General features: G+C 70.3%; 20 protein-coding genes and 2 pseudogenes. 9 read left to right on the forward strand and 13 right to left on the reverse strand.

Features of this window, described 5'->3' with window-relative positions; genetic code table 11:
* The first annotated feature begins 264 nt into the window (after positions 1-264).
* Entirely contained in the window at positions 265-1,380 is a 1,116-nt protein-coding gene (locus BLS97_RS08525; protein ID WP_197676476.1) for a LuxR C-terminal-related transcriptional regulator, read from the forward strand.
* A gap of 71 nt (positions 1,381-1,451) precedes the next feature.
* Here the strand turns inward: BLS97_RS08525 and BLS97_RS08530 are convergent, their stop codons facing one another.
* The 3 genes from BLS97_RS08530 to BLS97_RS08540 form a co-directional block, all read right to left on the reverse strand.
* Positions 1,452-2,177, reverse strand: a complete 726-nt coding sequence (locus BLS97_RS08530) for a hypothetical protein (RefSeq protein WP_090475606.1) — start codon at positions 2,175-2,177, stop codon at positions 1,452-1,454.
* A gap of 180 nt (positions 2,178-2,357) precedes the next feature.
* Complete coding sequence (locus BLS97_RS08535) at positions 2,358-3,194, reverse strand: class I SAM-dependent methyltransferase (protein WP_090475607.1); 837 nt, start codon at positions 3,192-3,194, stop codon at positions 2,358-2,360.
* 83 nt (positions 3,195-3,277) lie between these two features.
* Positions 3,278-6,112: a BTAD domain-containing putative transcriptional regulator gene (locus BLS97_RS08540; protein ID WP_090475608.1), complete on the reverse strand. Its 2,835-nt coding sequence runs from the start codon at positions 6,110-6,112 to the stop codon at positions 3,278-3,280.
* Positions 6,113-6,353: 241 nt separating this feature from the next.
* Between BLS97_RS08540 and BLS97_RS08545 the strand changes: the two genes are divergently transcribed.
* Positions 6,354-7,337, forward strand: a complete 984-nt coding sequence (locus BLS97_RS08545; RefSeq protein WP_090475609.1) for an LLM class flavin-dependent oxidoreductase — start codon at positions 6,354-6,356, stop codon at positions 7,335-7,337.
* Positions 7,338-7,349: 12 nt separating this feature from the next.
* Here the strand turns inward: BLS97_RS08545 and BLS97_RS23435 are convergent, their stop codons facing one another.
* The 3 genes from BLS97_RS23435 to BLS97_RS08560 all read right to left on the reverse strand — a co-directional run bounded on the left by BLS97_RS23435 (position 7,350) and on the right by BLS97_RS08560 (position 9,651).
* Positions 7,350-8,354 carry an SRPBCC family protein gene (locus BLS97_RS23435; RefSeq protein WP_090475610.1) on the reverse strand — a complete coding sequence of 335 codons (1,005 nt, stop codon included), beginning with the start codon at positions 8,352-8,354 and terminating at the stop codon, positions 7,350-7,352.
* Positions 8,354-8,620 (reverse strand): NAD(P)H-dependent oxidoreductase, encoded by a 267-nt coding sequence (locus tag BLS97_RS08555; RefSeq protein WP_090475611.1) that lies wholly within the window; start codon positions 8,618-8,620, stop codon positions 8,354-8,356. The genes BLS97_RS23435 and BLS97_RS08555 overlap by 1 nt, the downstream gene beginning before the upstream one ends.
* Positions 8,621-9,147: 527 nt before the next feature.
* Complete coding sequence (locus tag BLS97_RS08560) at positions 9,148-9,651, reverse strand: nitroreductase/quinone reductase family protein (protein WP_090475612.1); 504 nt, start codon at positions 9,649-9,651, stop codon at positions 9,148-9,150.
* Positions 9,652-10,089: 438 nt separating this feature from the next.
* On the opposite strand from BLS97_RS08560, the gene BLS97_RS08565 reads away from it, so the two are divergent.
* The 4 genes from BLS97_RS08565 (at position 10,090) to BLS97_RS08580 (ending at position 14,870) form a co-directional block, all read left to right on the forward strand.
* Positions 10,090-10,638 (forward strand): hypothetical protein, encoded by a 549-nt coding sequence (locus BLS97_RS08565; protein ID WP_090475613.1) that lies wholly within the window; start codon positions 10,090-10,092, stop codon positions 10,636-10,638.
* On the forward strand, positions 10,629-12,200 hold the full coding sequence (locus BLS97_RS08570; protein WP_090481702.1) for an FAD-dependent monooxygenase: 1,572 nt from the start codon (positions 10,629-10,631) through the stop codon (positions 12,198-12,200). Before BLS97_RS08565 ends, BLS97_RS08570 begins: the two co-directional genes overlap by 10 nt.
* A 196-nt stretch (positions 12,201-12,396) precedes the next feature.
* Complete coding sequence (locus tag BLS97_RS08575; RefSeq protein WP_172832244.1) at positions 12,397-13,452, forward strand: hypothetical protein; 1,056 nt, start codon at positions 12,397-12,399, stop codon at positions 13,450-13,452.
* A 110-nt stretch (positions 13,453-13,562) separates the two neighbouring features.
* Positions 13,563-14,870 (forward strand): alpha/beta hydrolase, encoded by a 1,308-nt coding sequence (locus BLS97_RS08580; protein WP_157695309.1) that lies wholly within the window; start codon positions 13,563-13,565, stop codon positions 14,868-14,870.
* A 32-nt stretch (positions 14,871-14,902) separates the two neighbouring features.
* On the opposite strand, the gene BLS97_RS08585 is transcribed toward BLS97_RS08580, so the two are convergent.
* Both BLS97_RS08585 and BLS97_RS08590 read right to left on the reverse strand, forming a co-directional pair.
* Positions 14,903-15,592: a hypothetical protein gene (locus BLS97_RS08585; RefSeq protein WP_090475616.1), complete on the reverse strand. Its 690-nt coding sequence runs from the start codon at positions 15,590-15,592 to the stop codon at positions 14,903-14,905.
* A 77-nt stretch (positions 15,593-15,669) separates the two neighbouring features.
* Entirely contained in the window at positions 15,670-16,551 is an 882-nt protein-coding gene (locus tag BLS97_RS08590) for an SDR family oxidoreductase (RefSeq protein WP_090475617.1), read from the reverse strand.
* Positions 16,552-16,638: 87 nt separating this feature from the next.
* Between BLS97_RS08590 and BLS97_RS08595 the strand changes: the two genes are divergently transcribed.
* Positions 16,639-17,217, forward strand: a complete 579-nt coding sequence (locus BLS97_RS08595; RefSeq protein WP_090475618.1) for a TetR/AcrR family transcriptional regulator — start codon at positions 16,639-16,641, stop codon at positions 17,215-17,217.
* Positions 17,218-17,231: 14 nt separating this feature from the next.
* Here BLS97_RS08595 and BLS97_RS08600 read toward each other — a convergent pair whose 3' ends face one another.
* The 5 genes and pseudogenes from BLS97_RS08600 to BLS97_RS08625 form a co-directional block, all read right to left on the reverse strand.
* Positions 17,232-17,846 carry a hypothetical protein gene (locus BLS97_RS08600; RefSeq protein WP_090475619.1) on the reverse strand — a complete coding sequence of 205 codons (615 nt, stop codon included), beginning with the start codon at positions 17,844-17,846 and terminating at the stop codon, positions 17,232-17,234.
* 85 nt (positions 17,847-17,931) lie between these two features.
* Positions 17,932-18,522 (reverse strand): redoxin domain-containing protein, encoded by a 591-nt coding sequence (locus BLS97_RS08605; RefSeq protein WP_090481706.1) that lies wholly within the window; start codon positions 18,520-18,522, stop codon positions 17,932-17,934.
* Between the two features lie 62 nt (positions 18,523-18,584).
* Complete coding sequence (locus tag BLS97_RS24475; protein ID WP_090481710.1) at positions 18,585-19,361, reverse strand: SDR family oxidoreductase; 777 nt, start codon at positions 19,359-19,361, stop codon at positions 18,585-18,587.
* A gap of 3 nt (positions 19,362-19,364) precedes the next feature.
* Positions 19,365-20,678 (reverse strand): annotated as a pseudogene (locus BLS97_RS24480) (dihydrolipoyl dehydrogenase family protein); the annotation flags it as partial.
* Positions 20,675-21,353 (reverse strand): annotated as a pseudogene (locus tag BLS97_RS08625) (VOC family protein). The pseudogenes BLS97_RS08625 and BLS97_RS24480, both read right to left, overlap by 4 nt.
* 314 nt (positions 21,354-21,667) lie before the next feature.
* Here BLS97_RS08625 and BLS97_RS08630 point away from each other — a divergent pair.
* Positions 21,668-23,389, forward strand: a complete 1,722-nt coding sequence (locus BLS97_RS08630; protein WP_090475622.1) for an MOSC and FAD-binding oxidoreductase domain-containing protein — start codon at positions 21,668-21,670, stop codon at positions 23,387-23,389.
* Positions 23,390-23,417: 28 nt separating this feature from the next.
* Positions 23,418-23,729, forward strand: a complete 312-nt coding sequence (locus BLS97_RS08635; protein WP_090475623.1) for a hypothetical protein — start codon at positions 23,418-23,420, stop codon at positions 23,727-23,729.
* Positions 23,730-23,779 lie beyond the last annotated feature (50 nt).

The raw sequence follows: 23,779 nt of genomic DNA on the forward strand, positions 1-23,779 counted from the left end.
TCCGGATGAATGGGATGCCGCGTCCGGGTGACGTCGGCGATGTGACCGAGTGGGTAGACGAGGACAAACCAGCGGCGGTTCCCTCGTCGGGATGTTTCCGGTGACCACTCTGGGGCAGGCCAGAGGCCTTTGACATCCCTCGAGCCGGGGGTTGTCCGGCCCGGTCCCCCTACAGATGGGGGGTTGTCGCTCCGCGCGCCGGTTGCCACACTTCTGGGTGACGCTCGGCTGCATCGGGCGCGGACCGGGATACGGGAGGACACCGTGGCCACTTCCACCGAGCGTGACGTCGCGGAATTCGTCGAGGCCTGCGACCGCGGACTCGACGAGGCGTCGATGTTCGCCGAGACGTCCCGTCGCCTGCGCAAACTGGTCCCGTTCGACGGCGCCGCCTGGTTCGCCACCGACCCGGCCACCGTGCTCGCGGTGAATCCGGTCCGCATCGAGAACGTCGAGGACGGTCATTGCTCGACGTACTGGGGACGGGAGTGCAACGTCGAGGACACCATGCTGTTCCGCGACCTCGCCCGCAGCGAGCGGAACGTCCAGACCCTGTACGACGCGACGGGCTCCAACCCGGTCCGCAGCACGCGGTACCGAGAGTTCCTGCAACCGCAGGGATATCGCGACGAGCTGCGCGCCGCGCTGCGGGTCGGCGAATCCACCTGGGGGGTGATCGACCTGTTCCGGGAACGCCACCGCCCGGTGTTCACCGCCGCCGAGGTGGCTCTGGTCCGCGCTCTGGCTCCGACAATGGCCACGGCGCTGCGCACCCTGGCCGGTGTCCGGGCGGCGGCGCCGGCGGTCTCGGCGGCCGGACCCGGAACCGCGCTGTTCGACGCGTCGGGGACGTTGCTCTCGCTGGACGAGGCGGCCGAGCAGCTGTTCGAGGAGGTGGCCGGCCCGACGTGGGCGACCCACCCGCTGCCCATGACACCGATCTACGCCACGGTGGCCCGGGCGGCCGCGGTCCGGGCGGGCCGCGATCGCGGGCCGGCGGCGGTGCGGGTGCGGGCGTTGTCGGGCCGGTGGATCGCCGTGCACGCGTCGTGTCTACGTGGGGCCGACGACCGTCCGGCTCCGACCGCCCTGACCATCGAGCCGGCGAAGTCGGCGCAGATCGCCCCGATCATCGTCGAGGCGTACCGGCTCACCCCGCGCGAACAGGAGATCACCCGGGCCGTGGCCCGCGGCCTGTCCAATGCGGAGATCGCGGCCGATCTGTTCCTGTCCCCGCACACGGTCCGCGACCACCTCAAGGCCATCTTCGGCAAGATCGGGGTGACCAGCCGGGGTGAGTTGGTGGCCAAGCTGTTCGCCGACCACTACGGTCCGGCTGTGCACACCGCCGGGTACCTCGAACACGTCCAGGTCGGTTGACCGATCGACTCAGCGCCTGCCTCCACGCAAGACTCAGCGCCTGCCTCCACGCAAGGACGTGAACCGAGCCGTCACCCTCCGTGGGAATCCAGCGTGTCGACCCTGGCCTGCCACTGTCGCCAGGCCGGTTCGCTGTCGCGGGTGAGGGTGGTGGAGGTGACGCTCAGGTCGGCACTGCGGTCGAGAAGCAGCGCGGCCGAGTAGAGGTACCCCGGGGTCACCCGCGGGCCGGCGAGATCGGTCCGCAGGCCACCGGGCGTGAAGTCCACCGCCTCCAGGATGTCGGCCGCCCGGTTCAGCAACGCGGCCGACAATCGGCTCATGTCAGCGGCGAGCCAGTTGTTGGCGATGATCCGGTGGCGCTCGCCGAGCAGTTCGGCCAGCGGCGAGACCCGCAGCAGGGCGCCGGCCGAATCCCAGCTCGCGGTCATCGCGTCCTTCAGCCAGGCCCCGGTCTGCTCCCCGGACATCGCCTGGCTGCGCAGGTCGTGCTTCAGCTGGGTGAGTTCGGCCGGTTCCGTCGTGCCCTCCATGAACAGCACGCCCGACGTCTCGATGGCCGTCGGGTCGTTGAGGTCCTCGCAGCCGGTGTACGCCGGTCCGCCGCCGGCGGCCGGTCGGAGGTCCGTTCGGCTCCATCGATCGGCCAGCGCCTTGAGCGTCCGGGATGCCCGCAGCACGGCCTCGGCCCGCCGCAGAGGTTCGATGGCGTAGAACTTCTCGTGCTCCCGGTGGAAATGGGCCAGGTTCCGCAGCGCCGCTACAGGGACCGGCGGTCGTGCGGTGGTCTCGGTCATCGGTGCCTCCCGGGCTCGACGCATCCTGGTGTCGACGGCGAGTCTGCGGGAATGCGGCCAGGTGACGACAGGGCCGAACGTCCCCATTCCCCATTCCGGCGGGGGCACGGTCCGGGTGATCCGGATCCGGGGGGCTCGGCGGCCCACCACCGATCCCCGGGCCCGGCCTCGGTCTTGCGCTCACGTCCGCCGGGCGGTGAGCAACAGGTACTCCCACTCCATGGCACCCCCGTCGCCGGCGAACCCGGCGGCGAACGTGAGCAAGGCGCGATCCAGATCGGCCACCCGGCCCGGTTCGGCGGCCAGGCTCCGGTAGACCGCGATGGTGGGCCCGTACTTGGCCTTGAAATACTCCAGCCAGGCCTCGGGGGTGGCAAACCGGTCGACCCTGACCGTCTGCCGACGCGCGGTCACGTCGGTGACCCGTTCCCCCAGCAACCCCCGGACGTGGTCGACGTTCCCCCACAGGGGCGGCGGTTGCGCGCCGGGCGGGGGCGCCGGGGCGAACGGCTTCATCGTGGCGAACATCTGGCCGATGAAGCCCTCCGGGGTCCAACTGATCAGCCCGATGCGTCCACCGGGCCGGCACACCCGGACCAACTCGTCGGCCGCGTCCTGGTGGTGCGGGGCGAACATGATCCCCACGCAGGACAGCACCACGTCGAACCGGGCGTCGGCGAAGGGCAGATCCTCGGCATCGGCCTCCATCCATTCGACGTCGGCGCCGCGCGCGGCGGCACGGGCCCGGCCGTCGGCGAACAACTCCGGGGTCAGGTCCGAGGCCACCACATCCGCGCCGGTCAGCGCGGCCGGGATCGCCGCGTTGCCGGACCCGGCCGCGATGTCCAGGACGTGGTCACCCGGACCGACCTCGCAAGCGGCGACCAGGATCGTGCCCAGCTCGCCGATCACCTCGGTGGCGACCGCAGGGTAGTCGCCCAGCGCCCACATGGCCCGGTGCTTCGCCTTCAGTGCCCGGTCGGATTCGGTCCGGCTGGTTCTCATGGTCTCGGTCATGCCCACTCCTTCGTGTCGGTGACGGGGACCTGAGTCTCGGAGGGCCGGGTTGCAGGCCGCTTGCAGCCACCATGCGACCCCGGTCAGGCCGTCGCGGCCCACTGGCTCAGGGTGCTTCGGGCCACGCCAACGGCCCCGTCGAGGTCCAGCACCGGGCCGGGCGGCGCGTCCAGGTCGAGGCGGACCGGGGATGGCCGGCCCGCGGCCACCAGGCTGCGGTGCAGGATCGCGGCCTGGGCGTGGGCCCCGATCCGGACCAGCAACCGGGCCACGTACCGCAGATTGAGCCACTGCTGGGTTCGGTCGCCCGTGCGGTCCCAGTGGTCGAGGACGTCGACCAGGGCACGAGCCGCCTCTGCCGGGTCGCCGTGCACGGCCCGGGTGGCCGCAGCCTCCATCATGGCGATCCCGTGCCACCAGAAGTTCCGCACCTGAGCGGCCAGTGCCGCTGCCTCGTCCAGCAGCGCCAGCGCCACCTCTGGGTCGGTCTTCTTGCGCACCAGGCCGAGGGCGTACCGGGCCATCGATCGTGCGGTTGGATTCCCCGTCTGGTCCGCCACCTGCACCGATTCCAGCGCGGCGGCGACACCGAGCCAAGGTTCCCGGCGTACGGCGTGGCAGACGGCGACGTAGTAGAGGGTCCAGACCAGCCGCAGCGGGTCGTCACATCGGCGGGCGGTCGCCACCTCCGCCGTCCAGTGCCGCAGCGGGAAGTCAAGGTCGCCCTCGTACAGGGCGACGTCGGCGAGTACGTCGGCCGGATAGGCGATCCGCGCGGTGCCGCGGGCCGGTGATCGGTCACCGGCCCGGGCGGCCAGGTGGCGCGCGCCGGCGAAATCACCCCGGTTCCACGCCCCCCGTGCGGCGACGCCGGCGGCCACCACGAACAGCGGGTGATCGATCGGTGCGATCTGCAGGGCGTGCTCGGCCCAGATCGCCGACTCGTACCCGACCCGCAGATGCAGTACCTCGGCCAGCGAGGTGACCAACCGCAGGGCCAGCTCCGGGTCGTGGTCGGCGACCAGCTGATCGAAGGCGACCCGCAGGTTGTCCCGCTCGGGCAGCGTGCGATCGACCCACGCGCGTTCGTCGGGGCCCTGGACGCCCGCCGCCGCCGCTTCGGCCAACTCGGTGAAGTACGTGGCGTGCCGACGGGCCAGCACCAGATCCTCGCCCCGCTCCCGAAGTCGCTGCCGGCCGAAGCTGCGCAGGGTGGCCAGCATTAGGTAGCGGGTACCGCCCGTGGTGGCGGTGGCGGCCACCATGGACTTGTCGACCAGTCCGGTCAACCGGTCGAGCGCTCCGTCGTCGTCGTGGTCCGGCTCGGAGCAGACCGCCCGCACCGCGGCCAGATCCGCACCGCTGGCGAACACCGACATGCGGGCGAACAGGCGCTGCTCGGCGTCGGTCAGCAACCGGTAGGACCAATCGATGGCCGCGGTGAGACTCTGGTGCCGGGGCTGGACGGTGCGCGGGCCGCCAGTCAGCAGACGACTGTCGTCGAGCCGCTGGGCGACCTCGGCGGCGGTCATCATCCGCATCCGCGCCGCCGCCAGTTCGATGGCCAACGGGAGGCCGTCGAGCCGCCGGCAGATCTCCAGGACGGCGCTCCCGAGTTCCCGACCAGGGTCGAAGCCGGGCCGGCTGCTGCGCGCCCGGTGCACGAACAGCACCGCCGCGGCGTCGACCGACAGCGGCGGCACCGGCCACACCTGTTCCCCCTCGACGCCCAGGGCCTCCCGGCTGGTGGCGAGCACGACGACTCCAGGGCAGTGCGCCACCACCTCGGCCACCAGCCGGGCCGCGGCCGGCAGGACGTGCTCGCAGTTGTCCAGGACGAGCAGCATCGACCGGGCGCGCAAGTACTCGATGACGGTCTGCTCCATCGACCGGCCCTCCCGCTGCTGTACCCCCAACGCGGCGGCGACGGCCTGGCCGACCGGGCTGGTCTCGGCCAGCGGGGCCAGCTCGCAGAGCCACACCCCGTCCGGGAAGTCGGCTCGATGGTGTGCGGCGACCTCCACCGCCAGGCGCGATTTGCCGACCCCGCCCACCCCGGTCAGGGTCACCAGGGGCCCTCCGGAGACGGCCTGACCCAACCGTGCCAGTTCGGTGTCCCGCCCGACGAAGCTGGTCGGTCGACGCGGGAGATTGCCGCCGGTCGGGGCGCGGGACGGCGCGAGTGCCCGGTCGTGGACGAGCACCTGCCGGTGCACTTCCTGGGTCTGCGGTGACGGCTCCACGCCGAGGTCCTCGACCAACCGGGCCCGCAGCCGCCGGTAGGCGTCCAGCGCGTCCGACTGTCGTCCGGTGCGATACAGCGCTCGCATCAGCTGGGCCGTGAGCCGTTCCCGCACCGGGAACCGTCGGACCAGGCCATCGAGTTCGGTGACCACCTCGACGTCCCGGTCCAGCTGCAGCAGCGCCTCGATCCGCTCCTCCACGGCCACCAGGCGCAGTTCGTCGAGCCGGACGATCTCGCTGACCGCGAAGTCGAGGTCGGCGAATTCCGCCAGCACGTCACCCCGCCACAGCGCCAGCGCCTCGTCGAGCACCTCGACGACGCGTTCGTACTCACCCGTTGCCGCGTGGCCACGAGCTATGCCGAGCAGGCGGACGAACTGGGCGGCATCCACCTCGTCGTCGGTCACCTCGAGCGCGTACCCCGGCGTCCGGTAGACCAGGCGGGCCGGGTCACGAAGAGCCGCTCGCAGTCGAGAAACATAGGCGCGCAGCGCATTCAGGGCCTCGGGAGGCGGGTCGTCACCCCACAGGACCTGCGTCAACCGGTCGGCCGAGACGATTGTGCGGGGAGCCACGAGCAACGCCGCCAGCAGCGCACGCGGCTTCGGACCGCCGACGGCGACCGGCGTCTCGTCGGCGGTGACTTCCAGCGGACCCAGGATCCGGAACTGCACGGTTGTCCCTCATTCGTCGAGCGATGCAATCCGATTGCAAGCCGTCACCGCCACCGTAGTCCGACCGACCCTCTCCCGACCGAAGGGAAGAAGACCCCATGGAAGGCATCATCGAGCGTTGCGAATTCTCGGCCGGGCCGGTGCGCTCAGCGCCCGGCTGCGCGACCATGGATGTGCGCCGGGCGGCAGCGAGGACTGATTCCCCCCACCGCAGGAACGATTCTGCGCAGAAAGGCACGCCATGAAACTCGCCGTTGGTCTGACTCCACTGGAAACGCGCCGCGACGTGGTGCTGCACGTCGCGGATCGGGCCGAAGCGCTCGGCTACGACGCGTTCTTCGTGGCCGAGGGGTGGGGGCACGATGCGTCGGTGCTGCTGGCCGAGGTCGCACTCCGGACCAGCCGGATCCAGATCGGCACGGGCGTGCTGAACATCTGGGGCCGCAGTCCGGCCCAGATCGCCATGCTGGCGGCCACCTTGCAGGAGATCTCCGGCGGCCGGTTCGTGCTTGGCCTCGGGGCCGGTAGCCCGGCCCTGGCCGAAGGCCTGCACGACATCGCCTTTCGCGCCCCGGTGGCGCGCCTGGCGGCGGTGACGCGGCAGGTGCGGGCCCTGCTCCAGGGCGGCCGGATGTCACCAGCCGGTGGCGGCCGTGGTCTCCGCCTGGCCCTGGGCCCGTCACACATCCCGATCATGCTGGCCGCCCTCGGCCCGGCCGCGATCCGGGTCGCGGGGGCGCTGTCTGACAGTTGGGGTCCCTTCTTCCTGCCCGTCTCCGCCTTGCCGGACGGGATCCGGCTCCTGCGGGATGCCGCCACCGGCCGCACGGCGCCGGCCGTGTGTCCGGCCATCCCGGCCGCGGTGTCACCCGACCCGGAACGAGCCGCCGCGTTGGCGTCGTGGTGGATCGACTTCTACCTGACCAAGATGGGCCCGCTGTATGCCAACCGACTCCGGCAACTCGGCCTGGGTCTCGCCGTGGATCAGGTCCTGTCCGGAGCCGACGGCACCCCGGACCGGTTGCGCGACGAGCTCACCCTGTGCGGCGACGGGTCCGCGCGAGCCGGGATCGACCGCTGGTACGCCGCGGGCGCCGACCGGCCCGCCATCACGTTGCCCCCGGACTGCAGCGTCGAGGAACTCGACTACATGCTCGAGGCGTTCGCGCCGCTCGCCGCGCCGGTGCGGAACGACCGGGCTCAGCCAGTCCCGGCCCCACGCTGACGGGGTCGGAGCTCAGCGCTCGACCTGGATCCTGATCCGGCGCAGGATCATCCGCCGGATCAGGGCGCTGAACGGCCCGACCATCGCCCAGTACGCGGCGAAGCGTCGCCGGCTGCGTGGATCGGTGAGGCAGACACGGGTCTCGGTCGTCACGCGGGTCCAGCCCGGGCCGGCCGGTTCGGTGCGGATGGCGAACGCGATCTTGGCGTAACCGGGGGCGGAGAAGGTGGTGAACGACTCCGGATCCATTGCCAGCGGCGCCTCGTCACCGATCCGCCAGGGACGGGTGACCGTGCCGAACGCGAGTTCCTGCGGCCCCGGGGCGAGGGGAATCCAGCCCGCCCCCGCCATGTCGGCCACGGTGAACGGAGCGGGTATCGGGGGTGCCCCACCCCTCAACCGGGCCCGGAGCCGTCCCGGGAGGCCGCGCAGGACCAGGAGTGCCCGCACCGCCGGGATTCCGGTCAGGTCGAGCTGACCGATGGCCGACTGGACAGCACTCGGCTCGGCGTGCACCAGGCGGGAGTGGCGCTCGCTGACCTGTGGATCCGGCAGGTACCGGTCCAGGGTGCTCTGCTCCCGCCCGTCGGCCTCCAGGTTGTCGCGCAGCCGGGTCCACATCCGCCGCTCCTGACGCGCGCCGATCGGGACGAAAACCGGTGTCAGCAGCCGCATCGCACCCTTCGGCCGGGCCTGCCATGACCATCGCAGACGGGTGCCACCCGGGATCGGGTCGAAGGTCAGGGTGCCGGAGAACTCCGCCGCTGCCATCTGGGTGGTCGAGCCGAGCAGGTGTGGTCGTTCGAAGGCGGTGTACCTGACCCGCATCGGGAGCGGCCGGCGGCCGGATCGCACGGTGGCCCGGAATCGCGTGTCGACGCCGATCGGGCCGGGCGTGATCTTCTCCGCGCCGATCATGTTGGGGTTGTACGTGGGTTCGTTCCGCTCGTCGGCGACGAAGTCGAAGACTTCCTCGACCGGCCGCCGGATGAGTACCTCGCCCTGGATGTGTGGCATCAGGCCCAGCCGGTCGAAGTCGTGGGGCGACGCTGCCCGAACCGCACAACGGCTGCCCGAGACCTCGTCATCGAGACCTCCGGCATGTTGCCGCTCGTGTAGCTCGGGACATCCCGGTCCCGGGACACCGGATCGAAATCGTCGGCGTACAGGTCGATGACGGTGTTGGTGTGGCCGGCCTCCTGCAGGCCGGCGGTGAAGCGTTGGAGGACGGCATGGCAGAACGATTTCGGATCGTGGTGCGCGTAGACGGTCAGTACCTTCATCAGAATCCCTTTCGACGCGCGATGACCGTCACCGCCGCCTGATCACCGAGCGCGGTCCTGCTCCCGCAACTCCGGGACGCCGTACGTGTCCGATCGTCATTCCGATCTCGTCCACCCACGAAACGCTCCCCTCCGGCCGTGTCGTAGGGCCCAAAGTCACTTCATGAGGCTTCCTCCTCCGCTGGCCCGGACCTCGGTGTTCCGCGCAGCGGCAGTGAACCTCTTGACTCGGGAGCCGTTTCTCGAGATCGGATGCGCAGTCGCGTCAGTTCCGGCTGCACGCACCTCGAAGCGCCAACACGACCGTGCCGTTTGGCCTATCCGATTTCCGGCTCCATCGGACACCGACTGCACATGTCCCGCCTCGACGACGACGTGGACCAGGCACCGTTCACCGCCGTGCGTATCACTTACGTTTCCGGCGGCGGTCCCTTCTAGCGTCGACGTCAACGCCGTATCGGAGCGTGGTGCCGTTCGAATCGACGTCTTCGGGCAACCTTTCGAGGGGGCCAGGGCATCGAGATGGCTCAGTCGGCCGCCGGGCGAGGTTCCAGGACCACGACGGCGGTCTCGTTGGGCCGGCGCCGGGCGTACTCGTCGAGGTTCTCGTCGACCGCCCCCCACAGGTCCCACAACCGGGCCCGCTCGGTCCCGGTGGCCGCTCGCGCCACGACATCGCGGGTCCCGTCGGCCAAATCCACCTTCGCCGCCGGGTGGGCCCGGAGATTGAGCCACCACGCCGGTTCGGCGGCGCCCCAGCCGTTCATGGCCAGCGTGACCAGGTTCGGGCCGTCCTCGAGGTAGGCCAGGATCACTGCCCGTTCCCGGCCGCTGCGACGTCCGGTGGTCGTCACCCGCATCATGCCTGATCGCCCGGAACGGGCGGCCCACAGCCCAACGCGCCCGCGGGTCACCGCGTAGAGGGCTCGATGGGCCTTCCACGCGAACCGGATGACCCATCTCGGAGGCAGCCACGGTTGCTCCGCCGCCCCGGTCGTGGTGACACCGTTCGCCCGTGACCGCTTGTTCATGACCGACCTTTCGTGCCCTCACCGGCGGACCTCGGAACGCGGATCCGGCGATCTGCGGCAGTGACATCTCCTGCTCGGACGGAGTGTTCGTCCACCCGATGCTCGTCGCGCCGATTCGCCGGACCTAGGGCCGATGGCCCCTTTCTGACTGGGGCGAACGACCCTGCCCGCGGTGCGTGATCCCACTCCGGTGAATGGGGCGGGGTCCGCTCCGAAGAACGCGCCGGAGTCGCGTAGCCCTTACCCGGCGACCTTGAGATCGGGACCTTCGGCCCTGCGCACCTGACGGCCCGCCTCAATAGGCTGCCCGGCAGATCCGCCTGGCCCGAGCGGCCCGGGCCACGTCACGACCGCACAGCCATCGGGAAGGTTGCTGATGCCTTGAACCCCTCGTCATCCAGTACCGGCCCGGTCCACCCGCCGGACGCGGTGCAACCGATGAAGCTGCCGGTCGCACTCTGGCGTCTGGCCAAATGTGCGTCGACGACGGGGGTGCTCCTGGCTCGTCGCCGTCTGCACCTGCCGCGGACGAATGTCGGTCGACGACTGGACTTCGCCGACGGAACGTCGGCCCGGGTGTACCGGGAAACCGTCGTGGAGCGCCCGCCGCTCGAACAACCGGTTGTGCTGGTTGTCCAGTTCCGCATGCGGGTGCTGAACGGCCGAGTCGGGCAGGCGTACTTCCGCGTGGTCAGCCTGCTGAACACCCCGCTGTTCGCCGGCTTCCCCGGTTTCGCCAACAAGCTCTGGATGGCCGCCGACGAAGAGGGCAGGTACCGCGGACTGTACGAGTGGGACGACGCCGGCCTCGCGCACGACTACGTGCGGGCGCTCTGGTGGCCGCTCGCCGTGGTCAGCCGCCTCGACTCGATCCGCTATCGGGTGCTGCCCGGCCGTCGGCGCGACGACGTCCTCGGCGGGGGTGAATCGATGGCGACCGGGGACGGTTGGTGGCAACCGGTCGGCAGCACTCCGGCATGGACATGACCGAGACGGACGTCCTGATCGTCGGAGCCGGCCCGACCGGGCTGACGCTGGCCTTGCAGGCGCACGACCACGGGGCGCGGGTCCGGATCGTCGATCGACGGAGCGGGCCCCCGCGGCCCTCGCGGGCCATGATCGTCCACCCGCGGACCATGGAGGTGCTCCGGCCGCTGGGGGTCACCGACGCGCTGCTGGCCCGCGGCGACCGCCGGCCGAGCGCCACGCTGCATCTCGGCCGCCGGGCGGTCCCGGCCCACCTGACCGATTTCGCGCTCGGCGACACCGCCTTTCCCCACCTGCTCCTGATCCGTCAGTCCGATGTCGAGGCGGTGCTGCTGGCCGCGGCGGCGCAACGGGGGCTGGCCGTCGAATGGGACACCGCCTTCGAGTCCTACCGGATCGACTCAGGATCGCCGATCGTGACGGTGCGTCGTGGCTGGGCCCAGGCGCAGATCAGTGCTCAATTCCTGGTCGGGGCCGACGGATCGACCAGCGCAGTTCGGCACCGGGCCGACATCACGTCCGACGGCGCGGCCTACCCGGTGGACGTCGTGCTGGCTGACGTGGAGCTCGACGGCACCGTCGGGGCCGCCTCGGCGCATGTCGCGGCCGGCCGAAAGGGCCTGGTGTTCCTGTTCCCGCTGGGCGAGCAGGCCACGTGGCGGCTGTTGGTCACCGTCCCCACCGTGCCGTCCGGCGAGCCCTTCGGACAGATCGGCCCACCCGTGCCACGCGAGGAACTCGACCGTCTCGTCGACGGATCAGGTATCGGGGTGCGAATCGCGCAGGTCGCCTGGTCGTCCCGGATACGGGTGCAGCACCGCGTGGCGGCCCGGTATCGGGTGGGTCCGGTGCTGCTCGCCGGCGATGCGGCGCATACGTTCTCACCGGCCGGTGGTCAGGGCATGAACACCGGTATCCAGGACGCCACCAATCTCGGGTGGAAGCTGGCGTTGCTCTGCGCCCACGACGTCGCCCGGGAACGTCTGCTCGCCTCCTACGAGGCCGAGCGCCGGGCGGTGGCGCGGCAGACCCGCGCACTGACGCACCTGTTGTTCTGGGTCGAGGCCGGCACCGGGTTGATCCCGTCGTTCCTGCGGGGCAGCATGGCTCCACTGGCCGCACCGCTCATCCCGGTCCTGCTCGGCCGCCGACATCTGATCGCCGCCGGCATCCGGGTGCTTTCCCAGCTGCGCTGGACTTACCGACACAGCCCGCTGTCGGGCGACCTGGAGCGCGGACGGCCCAGCGCGCGGGGCTCACCGTGCGGACGCGTCGGGGACCGGCTGCCGGACCAGGCTGTCGTGGTCGACGACGGCCGCCGCCACTTGCACGAACTCACCGCGACCGCCGGTTTCCACGTCCTGCTGCAACGGGACGCGCAGCCGCTCACCCTCGACCACGGCCTGGTGCACACCCACCGGGTGCATTCCTGGCCCGGCCGGGCGGCGATCGTCGTACGCCCGGACGGCCACATCGGCCACTCCGGTTCCAGCCCGGCCGTCGAGGCCTGGTTACGAGCGCTGGGGGTGACGTCGGTCGCCCGACGCGGATCCGCATCCTGACCGAATTCCGCCGGAAAGGCGGAACAAGACCCAAATGCCGCTGCTGACCGACACCACAAATGCAAAGAAGAGCCTTTGGTCCCTATGGGGCGCGACGTGTCCGGTGTTCAGGTAGACGCATTCGGAAATCCCACCGGCCGACCGGCACAACGCGGTACCGGCGTTCGCGGTCCCGGACTTCGAAAGGATGCGCCACATGAATCGAATGATGGCTCGGATCGCTGCGTGCTCATCGGCCACCCTCCTCCTGGTGATGACCCCTCAATTGGCGGGGGCCACCACCGTCCAGGCGGGTCCGAGAAATGCGCACCCCTCGTCGATCCGGTACGAGTTGCACCACCTCGGCTTTGCCGGCTCGATCAACGCCCTCAACGACGTCGGACTGGCGGTCGGGCAATGGAATGGTCAAGCATTCAGCTGGAATGCCTGGACTCAACAGAGGACCGACCTCCAGACGCTCGGCGGTTACGCTTCCACCGCCTACGGCGTCAACAATCGGGGGCAGATCGTCGGAGAGTCGGACGCGGCCGGGCAGACCCACGCCGTCCTGTGGAACCGGCCGGGCGCGAAGCCGATCGATCTCGGGACCCTGGGTGGCCAGTTCTCCATCGCTCGCGCCATCAACAACCTCGGAGTCGTCGTCGGCGAATCCGACACGGCCGACGGCTCCGACCACGCCTTCCGTTGGGACCCGCGCACTCACCACATGTCCGACCTGGGAACCCTCGGCGGGAAGTCGTCCTCGGCTACCGCGATCAACGACCGCGGGCAGATCGTCGGCTCGGCAAGCACCAGCGAGGGACTCGCGGACGCGTTCCGGTGGGATCCCCGGACCGGGCACATGCAGGACCTGGGCCTGCTGCCGCACAGCGTGGTCTCGTTCGCCACGGGGATCAACAATCGAGGCGAGGTCGTGGGCTACACCAACGACGTCGGGGACTTCACCGACCGAGCGTTCCGATGGGACCCGAAGACGCAGAAGATGTCCACCCTTCCGGGGGTGCCCGACGTGTACGGCCACGCGACCGGTATCAATGATCTCGGCCAGATCGCCGGCTACTGGAACGACCAGTCCGGTTTTACGACGCCCTTCATCTGGAGTCCGGCCAGCCATCGGCCCGTTGCCCTGCCGTACCTGACCGCGCAGCCGTATTCGTCCTTCGCCATCACATCGGCCATCAACAATCGTTCCTGGGTGGCCGGATACGACGGATCGGCCGTGCTGTGGATTCCCGACCGGGGCTGGCATTGAGCTGCGATTGCTTGCCCACGCCGTCATCGTGCCTGCGGACTTTCTGATGCCCAGGGACATGCTGCAGTGCGTTCGACGACGCGCCGAACGACTGGGCGTGGGTGACCAACGTGTCGCGACATGACCGCACCACGTCGACGGACCGAACGACATCTCCGCTCCGACCACCGCGGGAGGCGATCGCGAACGCGTCACCACGACGGATCGGGCTGATCGAGGCGGCGGTGGCGATGATGATCGTCGGGGTCGGTGTCATCGTGGTGACCCCAGGCCATCCGGTCGCCGCGTTGCTCCGCATGGTGGTCGTGGCCGGAGCGGGCCTGGGTCTGCTGGTCCTTCGTCGTCGGGCCCGTCCCGGTCTGGTGGCGGTGATCCTCGCGGCTCTGGGCACCGCCGCCGGTGTGAGCGGTGCCGTCATCGCGGTGCCGCATCTGCTCACCGACGGCCTGTCGGTCCGCGCCGCCGGTTCGGCCGTCGCCGCCGTCGGAGGGCTGCTGGGCCTCGGGTGCGCGACGGTCATGTTCGTCCGGACGGTGTCCGGGTGGCGGCGGCTGCTCGCCCTGCCGCTGATCGTCGTCGTCGGCTATCGCGGCTACCTACCGCTGGGCATGGCGGTGTACGCCACCAACCCGCCGCGGGTCGCGCTGGGTTCGGCCACACCGGGTGTCTACGGCCTCACCTACCGCGACGTCTCGTTCGCATCCGCCGACGGGGTGGTCTTGTCCGGCTGGTACATCCCGTCCGCGAACCGGGCCGCCCTGGTGCTGCTGCCCGGGTCCGGGTCCACCCGGTCGTCCGTCCTGAACCACGCGGTGGTCCTGGTCCGGCACGGTTACGGGATCCTGATGTTCGATCCGCGCGGCCACGGCCGCAGCGGGGGCCGGGCGATGGACTTCGGCTGGTTCGGGGAGCAGGACATCACCGCGGCGGTGACCTACCTCCGGCAGCAACCGAAGCTGGACCCCGATCGCATCGGCGTCCTCGGACTGTCCATGGGCGGTGAGGAGGCCATCGGTGCCCTGGCGGCTGACCGCCGTATCCGTGCGGTGGTCGCCGAGGGCGCCACCCACCGGGTGCTGGCCGACAAGACCTGGTTGCCCGAGGTGTACGGGATCCGCGGCCGGATCCAGTTGGGCGTCGACGCGATCGCCTACGGGTTGGCCGACCTGTTCTCCGGTGCCCATCCGCCGATGTCCCTCGGGGACGCGGTGGTGGTCGCGGCGCCCCGGCCGGTGCTGCTGATTGCCGGTGGTGACGCTCTCGACGAGGAGAACGCGGACACCAGAATCGCCGCCCGGTCACCGGCGACGGTGCACGTGTGGGTGGTCCCGCACGCCGGACACGTCGCCGCTCTGAGCGTCAGCCCCGCCGAGTGGGAGGCCCACGTGACCGAATTCCTGGCCACGGCCCTCGCCTGACGCAGACCCGATTCCTCCACGACGGCCGTGCGTCAACCGCTCGCCCCGGCCGCCGATGGCTCCGGGTGCCGTGTCGACGTCGGGGCGTGGGCCCCTCGGGTGAGTCGTTCCGCTCGATCCTTGATGCCGTTGAGCATCTTGCGTTCCATGACCAGGCTGCCCGGCTCCATCAGGTAGCGGTCGAGCATCCTTCTCGCCCAGGACGCGCCCGGCACCGAGATCCGGTTGCGGCTGATCAGCCGCGTTCTGGTGCCCTCGGCCTCCAACTGGAAGGCCCAGACCCAGGTGCCGTCGTCGGAGCGCCACACCAGCGTCCGGTGCGGTTCCACCAGGACCAACCGCAGTACCGGACCACTGCGTCCCAGCCGGATGTGGTCGCCGACGGCGACGTTCTGGAACTGCGGCAGGATTTCGTCGGTGCTGTGCATCCCGAGACCGAACAGGTTCTCGATCCAGTCGTAGGTGTACGCGCCGCCTCGTCCTGGGCCCATCTGAGCCAGCCATGGCCAGACATCGGAGACCGGAGCCGCGATGGTGACGGCCCGGGTCGAGAGCATGTCCGGCTCGGGCAGCAGATCGTCGCCCGGAAGGTGCACATCCGTCGGCGTAGCTCCCCACCCCAGGCAACGCCAACGCCAGTGCTCGTAGGCGGCCACGTACACGGCGGCGGCCAACGCGCCGCCGCCGACGGCGGCGGCCGGACCGGCGATGGGAATCCTCATGGCCCCAGTACAGGTCGGGTGTCACCCCTCGCGTCAGAGGCGAAGGTCCTGCGGTTGCCTCACGGGTGTGGCGGCCGTCAGGCCTGGATGTGCTCCAGGTCGGCCAGCAACTTCGGGTGGGTCGGTTCCCAGCCGAGGGCTGCCCGAGTGTGGGCGCTGGAGGACGGCTGGTCCATCGCGAAAATGGCGCCGAGGGGGCCGAAGTTGTCCTGCGGCACCGAGCGCGCCGGCACGCCCAGGCGCCGCCCGATGACGGCGGCGATGTCCCGCACGGCGTCACCCTCGTCGTCGACCGCGTGCCAGGCGGTGCCGGCCGGCGCGGATTCCAGGGCCAGGCGGAACAGGACGGCCGCGTCCAGGGCGTGGACGGCGGGCCAGCGCTGGGTGCCGTCGCCGGGGTAGCCGGAAACACCGGTCCGGCGGGCGATCTGGGTGAGCAGCCCGGCGAAGCCGCCGTCGCCGTTGTTGTGGACCGTGCGGGGCAGGCGGACCGCGCTCGTCCGGACGCCGCGTGACTCCAGGGCCAGGATCTCCCCGACGGTGCGGCCGCGGCCGCCCACCGGCCCGTCGGTGGGGATCGGGTCGGATTCGGTGGACAGGCGCCCCGGCACCCAGGGCGTGCCGGACACGGTGACGAGCGGCCGATTGCTGCCGACGAGGGTCTCACCCAGGGTCAGCAGCGCCGCGGTCTCCTCGGCGACCGATGACGCCACCGCTTCGGCGCTGCTGAAGTCGTTGCGAAACGCCAGGTGGATGACGCCGTCGGCCTGGTCGGCGCCGGCGCGCAGGACATTCAGATCGGCCAGACCGCCGCGCCACGGAGCCGCACCGGCGGCTCGTACGGCGGCCTCGGCGGAATCCGAACGGGCCAGAGCAACGACCGTGTGGCCGTTGGCGAGGAGTTCGGCCACGACGGCCGAGCCGATCAGGCCGGTGCCGCCGGTGATGAAGACCTTCATGCTGTTCTCCTGAACCAGTGATGGGACTGTTGTGCCATCACGCTAGCAGAACGATGGGACCATGGTTCCGTCGCCTAGGATGGGGGCATGGCTCGATGGGAACCCGGCGCGCGCGAACGGCTCGTCGTCGCGGCCGTCGACCTGTTCACCGAGCAGGGCTACGACGAGACGACGGTGGCCCAGATCGCCGAGCGCGCCGGCGTCACCCGGAGCACCTTCTTCCGGCACTTCGCCGACAAACGCGAGTTGTTGGCGGCCGGGCAGGAGACCCTGAGCCAGCTGTTGACGGAGGGAATCGCCGATGCTGCCGACGGTGCCACCCCGCTCGAGGCGGTGGCCTCCGGGCTCGAGCGGGTGTCCCAGGCGATGGGTCAGATGAACCGTGACCTTGCCCCACGGATCAAGGCCGCCGTGGCCGCCAGTGCCGAGCTCCAGGCCCGCGATGCTCTCAAGTCCGTGGGCCTTGGCGTCGCGATGAGGACCGCCCTGACCGCGCGAGGTGTGCCCGACGCGACGGCCGACCTGGCCGCCGAACTGGGAATTCTGGCGTTCAAGCGCGGGTTCGCCGAGTGGACCGAGGGTGCCCGGGACACCGACGTCGGCCTGGCGCCGTACTGCCTGGCCGCGCTGGACGAGCTGCGCGCGGCCGCCACTTCGTTGGGTTGACCGCCCGGGCGTAGCTACAGATCCAGGTTCCGGAAGCTGAGGGGTGCCGGAGCTTTCGACGGAGGAACGAACCACCAGTCCCGTGCCTTCGACCACAACGCCAGGACGGCGAAACCGACGGCTCCGACGGTGAGCAGGATGATCCCGGGTTCGACCTGCCACCAGGAGTTCTTCACGGTCAGCAGGACGACCCCCCAGGCGCCGGCCGTACCGCACAACAGGAGCACGGCGATGAACGATGTGAACCCGCTCGCCGTCGCCCTTCGGTGGCCGATCACCCGCAGCCGGTGAAGGGCGACAAGCACCACCACCAGCAGCAACAGGTAACACAAACCCAGGAACAGGCCGATCGGATCACTGCCGCCGGAATCCTTCTTGGCCGCGAGGGCGGCCCCGATGATGTGCAGAATGCCGTACGACTGGGGATCCTCGTCCGCGTGGGGCAGCACCATCATCAGCGGGGTGACGATCGATGCCGCCAGCAGCAGACCGAAAACCCAGGTCGCGCTGCCGATCAACGCGGAGCGGGTCTGCTGGATCTGCACTTCGAGCCGGCCCAGCGTCCGTCGCAGCTCCGCGGTGGTCGAGGTCAGGTCCTGGACCGCGGCCGGTTCGGAAAATTCGGTCATGGTGGTACCTCCGGGTCCCACGCTAGCCACGTCGCCGGCCCTTGTCCGGCGAACGGCGGATCCCTTGTCACCCGAATGGAGTTCCTCAGGTGGTGCCGGTCGGCGCAGCGCGCCGATTCCATCCATGGAACGGCGACTGATCGCCCGATTCCCAGGCCTCGCGCAGACCTGGTGCAGCCAGGTCCCAGTCCGGCCGGATCTCGCGGGTCACCACGCGGAGGTCGTGCCAGAGATCGACCGTCGAAGGGCGCCCCCAGAACCAGTAGCCGTTGTAGACGCGATGGATGACGAGTCCGGGCTTGAGGACGAGCGTGTGGGGGATCATCGGATTGTGTTCCGGGTCGGTGTACTCGGCGATGTCGAGGTCACGCTGGACCACGCGTTCCGGATCGGACAGAAACGTCCACGTCGCGCCGACCGACGCCCGGAACTCCTGGAGCTCGTGATGCGCGTCGGTCGCGATCGTGACGATCTGGGTGTACGCGACGGCGATCTTCGGGTAGAACGCGGCCAGCTCCAGGTGCTGCTGATGCTCCTTGGGGCAGTAGTGGCCGCGAGCCAGCGTGAGGATCAGCGGATCGTCGCCCTGGAGTTCGCTGAGTCGCCGTGGCGTACCGGTGTGGTCGCTGAGCCGGTAGTCCGGGAACACGTTGCCGGGAACGATGTCGGGTCGCACGGACGCCACCTTTCACCGGGTCGCAGGAGTGCGGCCCGATCCAGTCCTTCGGAGTGATCCAGTCACATCGACAGCAACTGCTGACCCCCGTCGATGTCGTAGGTGGCGCCGGTCAGCGCCGTGTTCACCATCAGGTGCACGGCCAGGGATGCCACGTCGGCCGGACCGACGACACGCCCGATCGGCAGGTTCGCGCGGAGTTGGTCGCGGCGCGCTTCAAGGCCGTCGCCGAGCAACGACGCCGACAACGGCGTGTCGACGAAACCGGCGGCGATCAGGTTGACCCGGACCGGCGCGATCTCCAGCGCCAGATTCGCGGTCAGGGCCGGCAGAGCGGCGGTCAGGGCCGAGATGACGCCCAGCCCGACGCCGGGCCGACGGGCGCCGGTCCCGCTCATGAAGATCAGGGTCCCGCCCGGTCGCACCTTACCCGCGGCCCGGCGTCCGATGCCGAGCACGGACAGCGGAGCGTCCCCGAGTTCACGCCGCGCCTCGTCGAGATCCAAATCGGCCAGCGGTGCGTAGTACGGCCGGCCCGCGGTCACCATCACGTGGTCGACCGGATCGGGCAGGCCGTCGAAGAAAGCGTTCAGCGCCGTGTCATCGTGCACATCGAAGGCCGAGACCGTGGCGGCCCCAACCTCTTCGGCCGCCCGGCGGAGCCGTCCGGGGTCGCGCCCGGTGAGGATGACCCTGGCCCCTTCGGACGCGGCCCGGCGGGCCGTCTCCAGCCCGATGCCGGCGCTGCCGCCGATCACGACCACCGTCTGCCCGTCCAGTTCCGGCCGCCGTCCGGCCCGGGCGGGACGGCCTTTGGTGGCCGACCGGGCACCGGAAATGTCTTGCTGCAACACCTTCAGCGCGTCGACGAAGATCTCGGAGAAGGTGGGGAAGGGCTGGATGGTGTCGGCGAGCACGTCCAGCGGCAGGTGAGCACGTATCGCGAGAGTCGCCTGTTGCAGCCATTCCCCCGCCTCCGGTCCCAGCGCGTAGGCCCCGGTCAGTCGTTCACCGTCGGAGAGGAGGGTCAGGAAGCCGTTGCTGTCGGCGTAGTCGTGGGTGTACGTGGCGGTCTTCGCGACCCCGGACAGCTTGACCGTGGCGCTGAACCGATCCTCGGGCAAACCCACCGCGGCCGCCTGCGGATCGGTGTAGACCACGCGCGGCACCGCCTCGTAGTTCGCCTCCCGGGGGTGGCCGAGGATGTTGGCCGCCACCACGTCGCCCTGGTACTTGCCGACGTGGGTCAAGGGCCAGATGCCGTTGACGTCCCCGATGGCCCACACCCGGTCGGTCACTCGCAGGTGGCCGTCGACCGGAACGCCGCGGGGATCGGGCTTCACCCCGACCGTTTCCAGACCGATCCCGTCCACCCTCGGGCGTCGTCCGGTGGCAACCAGGATCCGGTCGCCGCGCAGCACCCGACCGTCGTGAAGTTCGAGGGTGTAGTCCGGGCCGTCGCGTCCGGCGGACACCACACCGACCGACAACGCCAGTTCGATCCCCTCCCGGCGGAGTGCATCGCCGAGCGCGTGACCCAGCGGTCCCGGCTCGCGGCCCAGCACGTGGTCACCGCGCTCGACGATCGTGGCCGTACCACCGAGACGACGAACCGCCTGCGCCATCTCCACGCCGACCGGGCCGCCCCCCAGGATCAGCAGGTGCGAGGGCACGGTCTTCATGCCGGTCGCCTCCCGATTGGTCCAGACCCCGTCGAGTTCACGCAGTCCCGGTATCGGCGGGATCACCGGCTCGGCGCCGTTGGCCAGGACGACGTGGTCGGCCGTGTGCCGCACCCCGTCGACCTCGACCACCCCGGATCCGGCCAGGCGTCCGGAGCCGCGGAGCAGGTCGATGTGATGCTCGGACAGCCACCGTTCCTGGCCGGCGTCGGAGTAGGCGGACACCATGAAGTCGCGCCAGGCCAAAGCGGCCTCGACGTCGACCCGGGCCTCGCCGGCCGCCTCGCGCGCGCCCTGGACGGCCTCGCCCGGACGTAGCAGGGATTTGGACGGAATGCAGGCCCAGTAGGAACATTCGCCGCCGACGAGCTCGCGCTCGACCACCGCCACCCGCAGGCCACCCTCGGCCAGCGCGCCGGCGCAGTGCTCACCCGGCGAGCCCCCACCGATGACGATGACGTCGTAGTCGCTCATGTCGGCAGTTCGTCGCCGGCGCGTTCGCGCACCATGTACAGCGCGTACCAGGCCGGCCATTCCGGATCGGCCGCACCGGTGCGTGTCTCGTGCTCGCCGTGCGCGGCGGCGGCGCGGCGCAGGGCGTCGGCGAGGTCATCGACGGACTCGTAGGTGGTTGCCATCAACCGGCTCCTCTCAGCGCCCGGGCAGCCGAGTCTTGATCTCCTGCAGGAGCCATCCGTTGCCGTCCGGATCGTCGAAGGCGGCGAACGAGCCGTAGTCGGCGTGTTCGGCGGCCGGCCCGGCGACTCGTCCGTCGCTGCCGGCGTGGTGGAAGATCCCCGTCTCGTCGTGGAACAGGTCGCTGACCTGCACTCCTCGCGCGACCAGATCGGCGCGGGCCTGGTCGATGTCATAGACCGACAGCTGCAGGCCCTGCATCGAGCCGGGCGGCGCGGTGGTGACGCCGGTGCCGAAGATGATCGAGCAGCCGGAACCGGTCGGCGTCACCTGTACCACCCGGTACCCGTCGCGCACGGCCAGGTCGGCGTCCAGCCTCCACCCCAGTGACTGATAGAACTCTTTGGCCCGGTCGACATCCGAGACCGGGAGGACCACGACTTCGAGCCGCATCTCCCCGGGTTTCACCGGTGGGCTGGCAGCCGCTCGGCTGGCGGTCGCTTCGGTGCTCATATCGGCTCCCTCCGGTCGTGGTGCTCGTCTGTGCAGCACATTCCCCGGTGACACAATTCGTGTCCGGTCGTACGTGCTCCGTGCTCGCCACCCGAGGGCACGTCGAAATCGGAGAAACCTCAGGACAGGGTCGGGCCATCACCCGTCCGGCCCCATTCGTCGGCGGCCGGAACGCCTTTGGCAGCAACAACCTTGGCCCTGGCCCACGGGGATGTCAAGGGGTGTCGGCCGGCCCCGTGGTCGTTAGGATTCCCGATTGATGAGTCGTCGGTTCGACCAGGAAAAGGCTCAGCGTCCGGCGAGAAAGGCTCCGCATGGCCACCCTGCTGTCGGTGAATGTCGGTCGGCCCCGTGACATTGCCTGGAATTCGAGAACCGTGCACACCGGCATCTGGAAGCGACCGGTGGACGGGCCGGTCATGGCGCGCCGGCTGAATCTGGACGGAGACGGCCAGGGGGATCTCGAGGGCCACGGCGGCGAGCAGCGCGCCGTGATGGTCTACCAGGCGCAGTCCTACGACTACTGGCGGCAGTTCCTCGATCGCTCTGATCTGACCTGGGGGAACTTCGGCGAGAACTTCACCGTGGACGGCCTGGCCGACGAGCAGGTCTGCATCGGCGACCGCTACCGGATCGGAGAGGCCGAATTCGAGGTGACGCAGCCGCGCACCACCTGCTACCGGGTCGGCCTGCGGCTCGGCGAACCGCGGATGGCCGCGTTGCTGGTGTCCGAACACCGGCCGGGCTTCTACTTCCGGGTCCTACGGGAAGGGCTTGTGCGGCCGGGAGACGACATCGTCAGGATCGGCGTGGCGGCCCAGCGGATCAGTGTCGCCGACACCGATGCCCTCCTCTACCTACCCGACGGCACCGTCGACACGATGCGTCGAGTGCTGGAAGTGGACGCGCTGAGCCCGGGGTGGCGCGAGTCGTTCCGGGATCTGGTGGCTCGAGCGGACCAACCGCAACGGGAGCGGGCGATTCCGTCCGCTCCGGCCTGGGACGGATTTCGACGCATGCGGGTAGCCGAGCTGGTCCACGAAACCGCTCGGGTGACATCGGTGTACCTGGCCGGCACCGGCACGGAGGCGCTCCCGGCGCCACGGCCGGGTCAGTACCTGACCCTCCGGCTACCCGGCGAACCGGCCACGGTGCGCAGCTATTCACTGTCGGCCGTGGCTCCCGACCACTACCGGATCAGCGTCAAGCGAGAGACCCAGGGTGTCGCGAGCACCTATATCAACACCGCTCTGGCGGTCGGCGACGAGGTGGACGTCGCGGCCCCTCGCGGCGCATTCGTGCTGACCGACGCCGCGACACCGGTGGTGCTGTTCTCGGCCGGAATCGGCGTGACCCCAGTGCTGGCCATGTTGTCGGCGCTGGCGGCGCAGCGGAGCCCGCGCACCGTGTGGTGGATCCACGTCACCACCTCGCCGGGAGCCGACGCCCTGGCCGAGGAGGCCCGCCGGTTGGTGGAGGGTCTCCCGGCCGGCCACTGTCATGTCTTCTATACCGCTGACGCGCCGGAACCGTTGCCATCAGGGGCATCTCGTGGGCGCCCGGACGGACCCGCCCTGGGGGTCCTGGGCATTCCGGCCGATGCGGACGTCTACCTCTGCGGCCCGGACGGATTCATGGACGCGATGACGGCGGCCATGATCGGCCTCGGCGTCGCCGGCGGGCACATCCACACCGAACGGTTCGCCTCGCTGTCGGCGATCAACCCGGGCGTCGTCGCCACCGGTCGCCCGGCGCCGCATGTGCCGGCCGTGCTGGGCACCGGTCCGCTGGTCACGTTCGCCCGGGCCGGGCTGGCCACCGCGTTCGACGAGAAGAAGGCCAGCCTGTTGGAGATGGCCGAGGAATGCGACGTGCCGACCAGGTGGTCGTGCCGCACGGGGGTCTGTCGCACCTGCTCAACGCCGCTGCTGTCCGGAGCCGTGACCTACCAGCTCGCGCCGCTCACCGAACCCGACCCGGGTGAGGTGCTGTTGTGCTGCACCCGGCCGGCGACGGACGTAGTGCTGGATCTGTGAGTGCACGTCTACCCACCAAGGAGAGGACATGGACGAATCGCCGGCCGACCGATCGGGGACGCGGCAACTGCACGATCGCCTGCGGCAGTGGGTCGCCGACATCGGGTATTGGGGGCAGGCGGCGAACGTCGTGGTGGGGGAGAGTGTTGCCACGGACTACTTTCCGCCGCAGACCAGTACTCCGTTCGCCGTGGGGGCGCTGAGGTTCAACTGCGTCCAGGACGAGGCCACGGGTGACTTCCGCGTCACGATGCCGGGCAGCCGGTTCCGGCACATCGCCGACCTCGCCACGCTGCACCGGGCCATCGCCGAGACCGGTGCTCGGCCGACCCCGGGGTGAGGCCGATCGGCCGGACGGCTGATCGACGAGGGCGACCCCGGCGGCGGGCC

This window comes from Nakamurella panacisegetis (genome assembly GCF_900104535.1).
GTDB lineage: Bacteria > Actinomycetota > Actinomycetes > Mycobacteriales > Nakamurellaceae > Nakamurella > Nakamurella panacisegetis.